This is a genomic window from Paractinoplanes hotanensis (assembly GCF_023717965.1).
GTDB classification, from domain to species: domain Bacteria; phylum Actinomycetota; class Actinomycetes; order Mycobacteriales; family Micromonosporaceae; genus Actinoplanes; species Actinoplanes polyasparticus.
The window spans coordinates 68,821-81,601 of sequence record NZ_JAMQOL010000013.1; the positions used below are offsets into that span (position 1 = coordinate 68,821).

A 12,781-nucleotide genomic window follows, 5' to 3' on the forward strand; every position below is an offset into this window, starting at 1 on the left:
ATGACGGCACATTCGTACCGCCGGACCGGGCTGCTCGCCGCGGCCGCCCTCCTGATCGCCGGGCTGGGGGTGAGCGTCACCCACGTCGCGCCGGCGACCGCGCAGTCCGGAACGCTGGCGGCAACCGCCGGCTGCGGCAAGAGTCCGGCCCTGACCAGCGGCGCACGCACGATCCAGAGCGGCGGGAAGAACCGCACCTTCATCCTGCGGATCCCGGACGGCTACGACAGCAACCGGCAGTACCGGCTGATCTTCGGCTTCCACTGGAACGGCGGCACGGCCAACGACGTCGACTCCGGCGGAACCAGCGGATACCCCTGGTCGTACTACGGGCTGCGATCCATGGCGGACAACAGCGCGATCTTCGTCGCGCCCCAGGGTCTCAACAACGGATGGGCCAATGCCGGCGGCGAGGACCTCGCGTTCGTCGACGCCATGGTGAACCTCATCGAGGGCGCCCTCTGCGTCGACACGACCCAGCTGTTCTCGCTCGGCTTCAGCTACGGCGGAGGCATGAGTTACGCGATCGCCTGTGCGCGGGCGACCGTCTTCCGCGCGGTCGCGGTCTATTCCGGCGGCCAACTGAGCGGCTGCAGCGGTGGCACCCAGCCGATCGCGTACATCGGGCTGCACGGACTGCGCGACCCGGTGCTGAACATCTCGGCGGGACGGTCGCTGCGGGACAGGTTCGTCAGGAACAACGGCTGCACGGCCCAGAACCCGCCCGAGCCCGCACAGGGCAGCCTCACCCACGTCGTCACCTACTACTCGGGCTGCCGGGCCGGCTATCCGGTGGCGTGGGCCCCGTTCGACGCGGGCCACACCCCCAATCCCTGGGACGGCTCAGCCGGCGACTACAACCCCGGTGAGAAGTCGTGGACCCGGCCGGTGGCGTGGGACTTCTTCAACCAGTTCTCGTCCTCGCCCGGTCCCTCCTCGCCCGGCCCCTCCTCACCCGGCCCGTCGTCGCCCGGCCCGTCGACCGGCGCCTGCCGGGTCAAGGCCACGGTCAACGCCTGGAACTCCGGCCTGACCGAGGACCTCACCATCACCAACACCGGGACCACCGCGATCAACGGCTGGTCGGTGGCATTCGCCCTGCCCGGTGGGCAGACCATCACGTCCGGCTGGAACGCCACCTACTCCCCCACGTCCGGACAGGTGACGGCCAGGAACGTCGCCTACAACGCCGCGATCGCCCCGAACGCGTCGGTCAGCGTCGGCTTCCAGGCCAACCACACCGGCAACACGGCAGTTCCCACCGCGTTCACGCTCAACGGCGCGGTGTGCACGACCGCCTGAACAACACGGCGCGGCGGATGGTCCCTGTGGGCCGTCCGCCGCGCCTCAGCTTTTGTCCCGATCGTGCTGCCGATTTTCCTCCGCTCCTCCGGCCAGTTGCTCGCGCAGGACAGCGGATCGCGCCGATGCAACACCGAACGTTCTAGTCGCTAGAATGGTCGCATGACGTCCAGCGAAGTTCAGGCCCGGCCCTCCGAAGCGCGGACCCGGCTGCTCAACACGGCGACCAGGGTCTTCTATGCCGAGGGCATCCACGCGGTGGGCGTCGACCGGATCATCGCCGAGGCCAAGGTGACCCGGGCCACGTTCTACCGCCACTTCCCCGGCAAGGAAACCCTGGTGGTCTCCTATCTGCACGGCGTGCACGAGATGGACCGCAGCGGGGTCGAGGCGATCCTGGCCGCCAATCCGTCGGCGGCCGACGCGCTGCTCGCCATCGCGGGCTCCATCGCCCAGCAGATCCAGTCCCCCGGGTTCCGCGGCTGCGCCTTCCTCAACGCCGCCGCGGAGTTCCCGGACGCCGAGCACCCCGTGCGTAAGGAGATCGCGGCCTACCGGCAGTGGTTCGCGAACACCCTGACCACCCTGATGGCCCAGGTCGCGGAGGACACGTCGGACGCCGCCGCACGCCACTTCATCATGCTGCGCGACGGCGCCATGGCGGCCGGCTGTCTCTTCGACCCCGCGCTGGTGACCGAGACCTTCCTGCGCGGCATCGAAGGGCTGGTCCGCATCCACGGCCAGCGCCGCCAGGCCGGCTCGTGACGGGTTCTCCCCCGGCGGCGAATATGAACACGAACGGTCGTCGGCGCTCGGGCCCCCCGACCCGAGTGCCGACGACACCCACTATTCGATGTCCGAGAACAGCCCGGTGATGGTGACCTGCGCACCCTGCAGGCCGCCGAAGACGGTGCCGGCCACGGGCGTGGCGACCGCGGCGGAGGCGTCCTCGTAGCTGTCGAAGTACAGATCGAGCGTCCGGTAAGCGGGCGTCGCCGTGCCGTCCTCCTTGGGCCACACCTTGGCCGACTCGGCCCGCTGCAGCTTCGGGAACGTCTTGGCGGCCGCCAGCACTTCGGAGTAGACCTTCTCGAACTCGTCGGAACTCGCGGGGTTGCCGATGACCAAAGTAATCTTGGTGGGCATGACGCCCTCCTCTCTCCTGTTGGTAGAACGGTCATTCTGCCAGCCTCGACGGTAGAGGCCAGCACCTGTCGCTTCAATACCGAACGTTCTATGCTTAATGTCGGCTCAGCCGACCCTGCCTCCACCGGATGAGATCCCCCACGAGCCCTGTCGTATGAGCCGAGCAGGACGCCGCGGGGAATCAGCGGCCGTACGCTTCGAGCAGGCGCAGCCAGATCTCGCTGACGGTGGGGAAGGCCGGCACGGCGTGCCACAGCCGGTCGATTGGGACCTCACCGACGACCGCGATGGTGGCGGCATGGATCAGTTCGGCCACGTCGGGGCCGACCAGGGTGAAGCCGACGATCACTCGGCGGTCCTCGTCGACGACCATCCGGGCGTGTCCCCGGTAGCCCTCGGCGTGTAGGGCGGATCCGGAGATCGCGGCCAGGTTGTAGTCGATGACCCGGGTACGCAGCCCGGCCGCGTCAGCCGCCGCGGCCGTCAGACCGACCGAGGCGACCTCGGGGTCGGTGAACACGACCTGGGGCACAGCCCGCTCGTCCGCGGTCGCGACGTGCCGGCCCCACGGCGCGTCCTCGACCGGTTCGCCCTTGGCCCGGGCCACGATGACGTCGCCGACCGCGCGGGCCTGGTACTTGCCCTGATGGGTCACCAACGCGCGACGGTTGACATCACCGGCGGCATACAGCCACCCGCCGCCGACCGGCGCCCCGCCCTCGTCGATCACGCGCAGCGTGTCGTCGACGGTGAGCCAGCCACCGGCCTTCAGACCGACCGCGTCCAGCCCGATGTCCTGAGTGTTCGGCGTCCGGCCGATGGCGACCAGAAGCTCATCGGCGTCCAACTGCTCGCCGTCGGTGAGCGTGATGCGCACCGTGCCGTCCGCGTTCCGCTCCACCGAAGCGGCCTCGGCGCCGACACGCACCGATGCCCCGGCCTCCTCCAGCGACTTCACCACGTGCTCGCCGGCGAACGGCTCCGCCAGGTGCAGCACACCGTGGAGGGCCAGCACCGTCACCGCCGATCCGAGGCTCGACCAGGCGGTCGCCATCTCGGTGGCCACCACCCCGCCACCGATGATCACCAGTCGGGCCGGGACCGACTCCGCGGCGGCGGCCTCGCGGCTGGTCCACGGCTTGGACTCCCGCAGACCGGCGATGTCGGGCAGCAGCGCGCCGCTGCCGGTCGCCACGACGACCGCGTGCCGGGCGGTCAACGAGATGACCGCGCCGTCGGCGCCGGTCACCTCCACGGTTTGCTCGCCGCTGATCCGCCCCTGACCGCGCACCAGCGTGATGCCGGCCGAGTCCAGCCAGGACACCTGGCCGTCGTCCTTCCAGTGCGAGGCGAACGAGTCCCGGCGGGCCAGCACCGCCGCCGCGTCCAGGCTGCCGGTCACCGCCTCACGGGCGCCGGCCACCTGCCGGGCCGCCCGCAGGGCGCTCCCGCTGCGCAGCAGGGCCTTGGTCGGCATGCAGGCCCAGTAGGAGCACTCCCCGCCGACCAGTTCGCGTTCCACGATCGCGGCGCTCAATCCGCCCTGCACAATGTGATCGGCGACGTTCTCGCCGACCGGTCCGGCGCCGATGATGACCACGTCGTACGTGTTGTTCCGCATGTCAGTTGCCCTTCGCGGTGCGGCCGAGCCGGATCGCGGCGATCAGGAAGAAGATCGCGCCCGGAATCGCGTAACCGATCGCGTTGGTCATCGCCGGGTCGGCCGCCGACGCCGCCGCGAAGAACGAGCCACCCGCCAGCACCGACAGACCACCGCTGATGATCATCGGCCACTGCCCACCCAGCCGCCGACGGGTCACACCCACGAACAACTGCACCAGGCCGGCCACGACCGCCCACGCGCCCCACACCCGCAGAGCCGCCGGAACACCTGCGGACCCGGCAATCGCCAGACCTACCGCCGCCAGCAAGCTCACCACCACGTTCACGTACAGCAGACGCGGTGAACCGGCGCCCCGCGACGTCCGCGCGTCGATGATCGCCGCCGCCACGTCCACCAGCGGATACAGCACCAGCAACGCCACCGTCAGCGGACTGAGCTCATCCGCGACCGCGAACGTCACACCGGCCCACACCAACGCGAACGCCGCACGAGCGAAGTACAACCGCCGCAACGCCGACGCCGCCGTCGCCGGCGACGTGCCGGACGAAACATCAACCGCCATGATCCTGACCTCTCAAGTCGATGAGCGAACGTCCGTCGAGGCGCCGAGAGCGGCCCCACAGGAACGAACGTTCTGTCACAACAGACCATGACAAGGATCGGCGCCGTTGTCAAGACGGAACGTTCTACCCTCTTGCTCACACGGCATACGGAGCCGGGCCCCGACGGCGGGGGCCGGGTGGCTCAGTACGGCGCTTTGACGCCGATCAGGGCACGGACGACTTACGCGCGGCCGCGCTGTGCCGGAATTTGCTGTGCCGGAATTTCATGTCGAAGCCCCCGTCCCCTCACGTGGACGGCGTATCGGCGTCGACTCGGGCGGGTTGGCTGGCCCGGTTCACCTCGACTGTCACAGGAGCCAAACCACGTGCCTGCCTCACGCCGTACCTTTCTCGCCGGCGGCGCCGCGGCCGGTGTCGGCCTTGCCGTTGCCGGCGCCGTCCCGTCGCTGGCCCAGGCCCACCCGGGCCGCCCGTCCGGGCCTGCCGGCCACGGCCGCACACCCTTCCCGCCGCTCGTCGACGACCCGAAGGGCATCCTCGCCCTGCCCGAAGGCTTCAGCTACGCGATCGTCACCCGCACCGGTGTGACCGAGCTCGACCGCGGCCAGGGCCTGACCCCGGCCGACCACGACGGCATGGCCGCCTACGACGCCGGCCGCGGCCGCTACGTCCTGATCCAGAACCACGAGATCGACCCGGGCGCCGAGTTCGGCGTGCCACACGTCAGGGGCACCGTCTACGACCCGGGAGCGGTCGACGCGGGTGGCTGCACGGTCATCACGACCGACCGCGCCGGGCGCAACCTGGGCGAGTTCGTCGCCCTCTCCGGAACCGTGTCCAACTGCGCCGGCGGCCCGACCCCGTGGGGGACGTGGCTCACCTGCGAGGAGACCGAGGACCGGGCCGGGGACAAGTGGACCGAGGGCGACCGCAGCGGCACCTTCCAGAAGGACCACGGCTACGTCTTCGAGGTCTGGGCCGACGGCGGCACGGACCCGCGGCCGATCAAGTGCCTGGGCCGCTACGCCCATGAGGCCCTGGCCATCGACAAGGACCGTACTCACATCTACCTGTCCGAGGACGCCGACGGGCCCAACGGCCTGTTCTACCGCTGGACAGCGCCCCGCGGCGTCAAGGCCGGCCCGCGCGTGCTCACCCGTCTCGGCCCGGATGCCGGCGTCCTCGCCGCGATGCAGATCATCATGGACGACGGCTCGGTGCTGCCCGATGTCGCCTACCTGACCTCGGCCCAGCTGGGGCGGCCCTTTCCCGTACGGTGGATCGAGGTCCCGGAGCGGGACGCGCGCACGAAGCCGGTGCGGGAACAGTTCACCGACGGCCAGGTCACCCGCGGCCGCAAGTTCGAGGGTGTGTGGGCCACCGACGAGGGCGTGTACGTCGTCAACTCGTACGCGTGGGAGGACGGCGACCTGCCGGCCGACGCGGCGCCGCACGACGGCATGGTCTGGTTCTACGACTTCCGCGCCCAGACCATCCAGCTGGTCACGTACTTCCCGCACCAGACCACGGCCGAAGAGGGCGCGCCGGCGAAGTACACCGACCTGACCTTCGACGGTCCCGACAACGTCACGGTGACCCCGTGGGGCAGCCTCGTGCTGGCCGAGGACGGCGCCGGCGCGTCGCACGTGCTCAGCTCGTTCCCGGGCGGCCCGACGTACGCGATCGCCCGCAACCAGCTCAACGACTCGGAGTTCTGCGGTCCGACGTTCACCGGCGACGGCAAGGTGCTCTTCGTCAACATGCAGGACCCGGGCCTGACCCTGGCCATCACCGGGCCGTGGGAGAAGTACCTGGGCTGATACGAGCGAACCCGTGCTCTACCGCCGAGACGACCTGTTTCTGCCGCTCGCGCTGAGCCGCAGGCCATGGACAACCGCCCTCGCGCGGCGGGAAGGGGCAACCCCGCGGGCGTCCTCGAGCTGACGATGTCCACCGGCCGGGTCGGGCCCGTTCGGGACCTTCCCCGAGCTCTCGGAGTGACCACCTTCAGCGTCCGGAGGACTGACGGCTGGTCGCGTGGAGGGCGCCGAGCAGGGTGAGGGCCTCGGCACTGGCGCTCCCGGGTTCGGGTTGATAGACGACGAGAAGCTGGCCCTGGGATCCCCGCACGTCGAAGGCCTGGGAGGTCAGCCAGAGGCGTCCCACATCGGGGTGCTCGAGTTCCGTGGCGTCCCGGGTCTTGCCGTACACGGTCTGGGACGACCAGAGCGCGGCGAAGACCTCGCTCTCGTCGCTGAGCGAACGCACCACCTCGAGCAGGCGGGGATCGTCCGGGTCGAGACCTTGGGCGTGGCGCAGACCGGCCACGATCGACTCGGCGAAGCTGTCCCAGCGGGGGAAGAACCGCCGGGCCGCCGCGTCGAGGAACGTCATGCGGGCGAGGTTGTCCACCCGCGCGAACGGCGCGAACAGCGCCTCGGTCAGGTCGTTGACCGCTAGGAAGTCCTTCGCGGGGTTGAGCACGAAGGCGGGGACACTCGCGTAGCCGTCGAGCAGGTGCCGCAGTGGAGCGCTGACCGTCACGCTTTGAGCGCCGAGGATTTCCGGGGTCGTCCCGGCCAGATCGACGCCTGGGAGGAACTGAGCCGCTCGACCGACTTCTCCTCGTAGCGGTGCGAGAGATGTTCGACGATCTCAATACCGGCCGCTGGCAAGACCGAACGTTCTATCGCTATGATCGCCGGATGGCACCCCGCGACAACGAGCGCCCCTCCCCGGCCCGATCCCGGCTGCTCAACACGGCGAAGAAGGCCTTCTACCAGGACGGCATCCGATCTGTGGGGATCGACCGCATCGTTGCCGAGGCTCAGGTGACGCGGGCCACCCTGTATCGGCACTTCGCGGGCAAGGACGACCTTGTTCTCGCCTACCTGGACGAGGTGCACCAGGCGATGCGCGGTCAGGTGCACGACGCCGCGGCGAAGGAGCTTCCGGCCGACACCATCCGCGCACTCGGCCGATCGATCGCCCACAGCATCCAATCCCCCGGCTTCCGGGGATGCGCTTTCCTCAACGCCGTCGCCGAGTACCCGGACCCCGGGCACCCGGTGCACCAGGCCGTGCTCGCCCACCGCCAGTGGTTCCTGAACACCATCACCCACCTGCTGGCACGCAGCCGCGAAGCTCCCGCCGAGACCGCCGCGCGGCACTTCGTCATGCTCCGCGACGGCGCCATGGCAGCCGGCTGCCTCTTCGATCCCAGCCTGGTCAGCGACACCTTCCTCCGCGGCGTGGAAGGACTCCTACAGGCGCGGGCGACCATCGCCCCCGGGGCGTGATCCGGACGTGTCCGGGCCCGCGGACCCGACGCTGGGCCGCAACTGCCACTGCTGGTCGTCGGTGCCGCTGTCCCGAAACTGCTGGACGTTGGCGCTGTCCGCCGTCGACATGCCGTCGACCGCCAGCAGCTTGCCGCTGTTCCGGTTGACGAGTTTGAAGTTGCCGCCGCCGGCATCGACCGGCAGCCACAAGTGGTCGGCGGTGCCGTTGTCCTCGTACTGGACGACCTGCGCGCTGTCCGCCGTCGACATGCCGGTCACGCCGAGCACCTTGCCGCTGTTCAGATTCTTGATCCGGAACCAGCCGTCGCCGTTGTCGACCAGTTCCCAGCGGTGGTCCGGCGTGCCGGTGTCGCCGTACTGCTGAACCGGCGCGTTGTCGGCGGTGGAGGCGTTGTTCACCGCGAGGAGCTTGCCGCTGTGCCGGTTGAAGATCTTGAAGGTGGGCTTGCTCCACACCTGGAACTCGCTGACGCCCCAGCCCACACCGCCGCCACGGTTGGGCGCGACGACCCGCAACCGGCTGGCGGCCAGGGGCGGGAAGGTGACCCGGGTGAGCCCGTTGGCCGTGGTGGCGGTGCGGGTCTGGCCGGGCACGCTCGTCCACGCCGCGCCGTTGAGGTACTGCAGGTCGAAGCCGGCCGGCACCCGCACTCCCCCACCGTCGTCGTAGAAGTACAGCCGGACGTCGTCGACGGTGACCGGCCGGCCGAAGTCGACGCCGACGTGGTCGCTCGCATTCGGTGAGCTGTACGACGTCCAGCGCGTGTTCTGCGGTGCGGTGCTCTCGAAGATGTTCCCGTCGATGACGCGCCAGGCGTTGTCCACGGCGAAGGTGTACGAGGCGAACGGCTGGGTCGCCCCGTTGCCGTGCCGCTGGGTGTTGGCGGCGATGTTGACGCGTCCGTCGGTCACCGGCGCGAGAGCCGGGGCGCCCACGCCGACGGTCAGCGCACCGAGACCGGCTTGTGCGGCGACCTGGCTGCCGTCGACGAAGACCTTGAGTCCGGCGCCCCGGCCGTACCGGGCGCCGGTGCGGTCCCACAGCACGGTGAGGTTGTGCCCGTGGTACGGCGCGTTCTCGAGCAGGAAATAGTCCCAGCTCGCCGGGGCCAGGGGCTTGATCGTGACCGCGTTGTCGGCCCGCCCGTCCAGCCCGATCAGCCCCGAGACGACGTTGTCGACGAAGGTGGAGTGGTTGTAGTCCTCGCTGTGCCCGTAGCCGTCGTAGATCCACCGGTTCTCGTCCGGGTGGTGCGCCTCGGCCACGTAGGGCACGCCGTTGCGGTATTGAGTCGCGGCGTACTTGTGCAGCAGGTCGACGTAGTTCGCGTTCGTCACGTACGGCTGGGCCGGGTAGTCCTGGAGCAGGTTGGCCAGTCCGGTGAGCACCTGCGAGGTCGCGTACGGCCAGGACGGCCCGTTCCAGCGGCAGCAGCCGGCGAGCGCGTCCCGCATGAACTGTGGACTGCGCCGTTCCGCCGTGGTCGGCCCGTAGGCGGAGTAGAAGCCCTGCGGGTCGACGACCTGCGCCCAGGCCGCCGACCGGGAGGCGTCCGGCATGCCGAACATCCACGGCACGAAGCCGATGTGCTCGCGCGTGTCCAGCTTGCCCAGGCCCGGGTTGGCATCGCGCATCACGTGGTAGTAGAAGGTGCGCTGCGAGTCCCACAGTCGTGCGTCCATGTTCGTTTTCAACGCCGCGGCCCGCGCGGTGTAGGCGTTCGCCGTCGCGGTGTCGCCGTTCAGGCCGGCGATGCCGGCGATGGCCTTGGCGTCGCCGTACTGGTAGGCGTTGATGCTCGGGCGATAGCCGGCGCCCCCGTGGTAGGGATCCGGCGACTGGTAGGACGCGGCCGACAACTCGCTGGCGTCCCAGACCGGCACCTGCCAGTACAGCCCCAGCGCGGCGTTGTACTGCACGTTCCACCGGTCGTAGAACCGCGTCAGCGCTGGCTGTTGCGCGGTGACGAAGGCCTTGTCACCGTTGGCCAGATAGCGGTTCCACACCGCGCTGGCGGCCCAGAAACTGTATTCGTGACCCCAGTCGGTGGTGTTCGGGTTGACCGCCTCCTGCGCCGGCTTGGGCCCGGCGCCGGGCCCGGTCAGCCAGTAGTTGATGTAGTCGTCGAGGTATCGGTTGTCGCGAACCCAGCGGCCCTCGGTGATGTGGTGTCCGGCGGCGGCGGAGATGCCCCCGTACGGCGCGCCGTACGACACCGGGTTCAGGAACTCACTGGAGATCCAGCCGTACTGCGGTCCGGTGTAGACAAGGTGCTCCTTCCAGGTCTTCCACCGGTAGTAGTAGACGTCCTGGATCTGCCGGTCGGGCACTTCCAGAAACGGGATGTTCGCGCGGTACCACGCCGGGTCGTTGAACCCGCCGACGAAGGCGTCCTTGTTCAGGAAGGCCGTGCCGGGCCCCGGCGCCGGAAGCGGCTCGCGCGGATCGACGGCGAGCGCGGGCACGCCGGCGGCGAGGCCGGCGGCAGTCACAGCGGTGACGGTGGCAACGCCCAGCAGGCGGCGCAAGGCAGGAATCAGGGAACCGTGGAAGGACACGGGAGCAACTCCTCTGATCAGGGTTGCACCGATCCAAGCTTTTCAATATTGAACGCGTCAATACGTAACCGGATCTGAGCGAAAATGTTGACCCTTGTACCCCGGAACGGTGGACACTCCGGGCCCGGCGGGCGTCCGACGACGCCGGCGTCAGGGATCAGTTCGGCTTCGCCGGCGTCACCGCAGCGGCACGGTAACGGCCCGGCGGGAGGCCGTAGCGCCGCCGGAACGCGGCGGTGAAGGCGAACGGCGTCGCGTACCCGATCCGGCGTGCGATCGCCGTCAGCGGCTCCGTCGTCTCCCGCAGCAGCCGGGCGCCGGAGTCGAGCCGCCAGTCGGTCAGATAGCCCATCGGCGCGGTACCGGTGACCGCCGTGAAACGCCGGGTGAAGGCGCTGCGCGACATTCCCGCCAGGTCGCCGAGCTGCTGCACGGTCCACGGCCGGGCCGGCTGCTCGTGAATGGCCCGCAGCGCCTCGCCGATGCCCGGCTCACCCGTCAGCGGCCAGCGGTCGTGCAGGTGTCGCAGGATATGCACGATCATGAGGTCGATCAGCGCCGCGCGGGCCGCACCGCTGCCCGGCCCGGCGTTGGTGTAGTCGTCGCTGAGCATGTCGACGACCGCCCGCAGCTCGGGGTGACGATCGTAATGGGGCGTGAAGGCCATCACGTCCGGCAGATGCCGCAACGCCGCGGGCTTGCGGCCGTTGAGCAGCGGGTACATGCCACACAGGAATTCGAAGTCGGTCGGCGCCGGGGCCGGCGGCGCCTCGGACATCGCGACCGGCGGCAGCTCGGCGAGCGTGCACGGCATCCGGGCAACGCCGTGCTCGACGCCGCCGGCCACGAACACGACGTCACCGGGCCGCAATGCGACCGGCGCCGCATCCCCGCTGATCAGCCAGCCCTCACCGGAGACCATCACGTGAAAGCCGACCAGCGGCGTCGCCGGGAGCCGCAGCCCGTACGGCCCGGCCTCGGTGATCCGGCGCCCGTTGACCCGGCCCACCCGGACGCTGCCGATCGTCTCGGAGATCAGATCCACCGCTCCGATGGTAGCCAACCGCGCATGCGGGCGGTCCGCTCGCGTATGGCCGCGCGACCGAGCCGGTGCTTGCCTTGCACCGTGAAGGACATACTGGCCGACAGCGTCGGCATCCTGGTCGCGAACGCGACGAAGACCGAGCAGCAGGGCCACCCCACCGCCGAGAGCCTGCAGGCCGCACGCCGTACGGGCGCTTTCGCCCTGGGTGATCCGGTAACCGCCGCCGGCGCCACCGAGATCGCCGGCGCGCTGACCGGGCTGGGACGGGGCTGCGCGTCCACGGCGTGGATCGCCGGCACCTGTTTCACCAGCAAGTTCATGGCTGCCGGTGTGGCGCACCTCGACGAGACGGCGGCGAGCCGGATCTTCGCCGACCCGGACGCTCTGTTCTGCGGTTCCGGCCGGCCCGGCGGCACCGGAACGCGGGGCCCGGAGGGGGTACGCCTCACGGGCCGCTGGCCGATCGTCTCGGGCTGCGAGGATGCGGAGTGGGCGGGGCTGGCCGTCGTGGTCGACGGCACACCTTCGTACGTCATGATCCCGATGACCGACCTCGGCATCGAGCACACCTGGGACACCGCCGGCATGCGCGGCACCGGCAGCCACACAGTCGTCGCCGAGGACGTCCTCGTTCCGGCCGATCAGGTCGGCACGTTCTCCGGCCCGCCCGGACCGGCCGCCATGCTGATGTTCAGCCTCGCGGTGCTGGCCCCGGTGGTCGGGGCGACATTGGGCGCGCTCGACGTGATCGACGCGATGTTCGCCTCGGACCGCAAGCCGTTCATGACCGAGTACGCCCGGATGGCCGACTCGCCGGGCGCGCGGCACTGGCTCGCCGACGCGACGGCCCGCACCGGCCGGGCGGAACGGAGCATGCTAGCGGTGGCCGCGGAGGCCGACGCCCGCGCCGAGATGAGCGCCACGGACCTCAGCCGCCTACGCCTGAACCTGTTCGAGTCGGCGCGCGACTGCCGCGCGGCGCTCGAGCTGATGCTCGACCTGCACGGAGCGAGCGGCTTCAGCGTGGGCAATCCGTTGCAGCGGCTGTGGCGCGACGTGGCGGTGGGCAGCCGCCACCCGCTTCTCAACGGCTACCTCGCCACCGAGAACTACGGTTACGCACTCACCGGGGGCCGGCGTATCGCATGAGCCGGACCGGCGACGGCTCCGTCACCTCAGTAGTGGCGGATGCCGCCGGTCAGGATCCGCACCCACGATTCGGTCGCCTGCCCGGGTGACG

At 70.1% G+C, this 12,781-nt stretch carries 11 protein-coding genes; 5 read left to right on the forward strand and 6 right to left on the reverse strand.

Annotation, left to right across the window (positions count from 1 at the left end):
• Positions 1–1,302: a CE1 family esterase gene (locus LXN57_RS11035; protein ID WP_251797947.1), complete on the forward strand. Its 1,302-nt coding sequence runs from the start codon at positions 1–3 to the stop codon at positions 1,300–1,302.
• A 162-nt stretch (positions 1,303–1,464) separates the two neighbouring features.
• The gene (locus LXN57_RS11040; protein WP_251797948.1) at positions 1,465–2,067 is read left to right on the forward strand and encodes a TetR/AcrR family transcriptional regulator; all 603 of its coding nucleotides are present in this window, start codon (positions 1,465–1,467) and stop codon (positions 2,065–2,067) included.
• 81 nt (positions 2,068–2,148) lie between these two features.
• Here LXN57_RS11040 and LXN57_RS11045 read toward each other — a convergent pair whose 3' ends face one another.
• The 3 genes from LXN57_RS11045 to LXN57_RS11055 form a co-directional block, all read right to left on the reverse strand.
• On the reverse strand, positions 2,149–2,448 hold the full coding sequence (locus LXN57_RS11045) for an EthD domain-containing protein (RefSeq protein ID WP_251797949.1): 300 nt from the start codon (positions 2,446–2,448) through the stop codon (positions 2,149–2,151).
• Between the two features lie 181 nt (positions 2,449–2,629).
• The gene (locus tag LXN57_RS11050) at positions 2,630–4,069 is read right to left on the reverse strand and encodes a dihydrolipoyl dehydrogenase family protein (RefSeq protein ID WP_251797950.1); all 1,440 of its coding nucleotides are present in this window, start codon (positions 4,067–4,069) and stop codon (positions 2,630–2,632) included.
• Position 4,070: 1 nt separating this feature from the next.
• Positions 4,071–4,634 (reverse strand): hypothetical protein, encoded by a 564-nt coding sequence (locus LXN57_RS11055; protein ID WP_251797951.1) that lies wholly within the window; start codon positions 4,632–4,634, stop codon positions 4,071–4,073.
• Positions 4,635–5,000: 366 nt separating this feature from the next.
• Between LXN57_RS11055 and LXN57_RS11060 the strand changes: the two genes are divergently transcribed.
• Positions 5,001–6,455: an alkaline phosphatase PhoX gene (locus LXN57_RS11060; protein WP_251797952.1), complete on the forward strand. Its 1,455-nt coding sequence runs from the start codon at positions 5,001–5,003 to the stop codon at positions 6,453–6,455.
• Positions 6,456–6,642: 187 nt separating this feature from the next.
• On the opposite strand, the gene LXN57_RS11065 is transcribed toward LXN57_RS11060, so the two are convergent.
• Entirely contained in the window at positions 6,643–7,179 is a 537-nt protein-coding gene (locus LXN57_RS11065; RefSeq protein ID WP_251797953.1) for an MmyB family transcriptional regulator, read from the reverse strand.
• A 161-nt stretch (positions 7,180–7,340) separates the two neighbouring features.
• On the opposite strand from LXN57_RS11065, the gene LXN57_RS11070 reads away from it, so the two are divergent.
• A complete protein-coding gene (locus LXN57_RS11070) occupies positions 7,341–7,934 on the forward strand; it encodes a TetR/AcrR family transcriptional regulator (protein WP_251797954.1) in 594 nt (197 codons plus the stop codon).
• Here the strand turns inward: LXN57_RS11070 and LXN57_RS11075 are convergent.
• Together LXN57_RS11075 and LXN57_RS11080 are read right to left on the reverse strand one after the other, a co-directional pair.
• Positions 7,899–10,496, reverse strand: a complete 2,598-nt coding sequence (locus LXN57_RS11075) for an MGH1-like glycoside hydrolase domain-containing protein (protein ID WP_251797955.1) — start codon at positions 10,494–10,496, stop codon at positions 7,899–7,901. The two genes, LXN57_RS11070 and LXN57_RS11075, sit on opposite strands and share 36 nt — an antisense overlap.
• Positions 10,497–10,653: 157 nt before the next feature.
• On the reverse strand, positions 10,654–11,541 hold the full coding sequence (locus LXN57_RS11080) for an AraC family transcriptional regulator (protein WP_251797956.1): 888 nt from the start codon (positions 11,539–11,541) through the stop codon (positions 10,654–10,656).
• A gap of 81 nt (positions 11,542–11,622) precedes the next feature.
• Between LXN57_RS11080 and LXN57_RS11085 the strand changes: the two genes are divergently transcribed.
• Positions 11,623–12,690 carry an acyl-CoA dehydrogenase family protein gene (locus LXN57_RS11085; RefSeq protein ID WP_251797957.1) on the forward strand — a complete coding sequence of 356 codons (1,068 nt, stop codon included), beginning with the start codon at positions 11,623–11,625 and terminating at the stop codon, positions 12,688–12,690.
• Positions 12,691–12,781 lie beyond the last annotated feature (91 nt).

What these genes read in the sequence shown, in the direction of transcription:
- LXN57_RS11035 (WP_251797947.1), top strand. Translation starts at nt 1, where the DNA reads ATGACGGCACATTCGTACCGCCGGACCGGGCTGCTCGCCGCGGCCGCC.
- LXN57_RS11040 (WP_251797948.1), top strand. Translation starts at nt 1,465, where the DNA reads ATGACGTCCAGCGAAGTTCAGGCCCGGCCCTCCGAAGCGCGGACCCGG.
- LXN57_RS11045 (WP_251797949.1), bottom strand. Translation starts at nt 2,448, where the DNA reads ATGCCCACCAAGATTACTTTGGTCATCGGCAACCCCGCGAGTTCCGAC.
- LXN57_RS11050 (WP_251797950.1), bottom strand. Translation starts at nt 4,069, where the DNA reads ATGCGGAACAACACGTACGACGTGGTCATCATCGGCGCCGGACCGGTC.
- LXN57_RS11055 (WP_251797951.1), bottom strand. Translation starts at nt 4,634, where the DNA reads ATGGCGGTTGATGTTTCGTCCGGCACGTCGCCGGCGACGGCGGCGTCG.
- LXN57_RS11070 (WP_251797954.1), top strand. Translation starts at nt 7,341, where the DNA reads ATGGCACCCCGCGACAACGAGCGCCCCTCCCCGGCCCGATCCCGGCTG.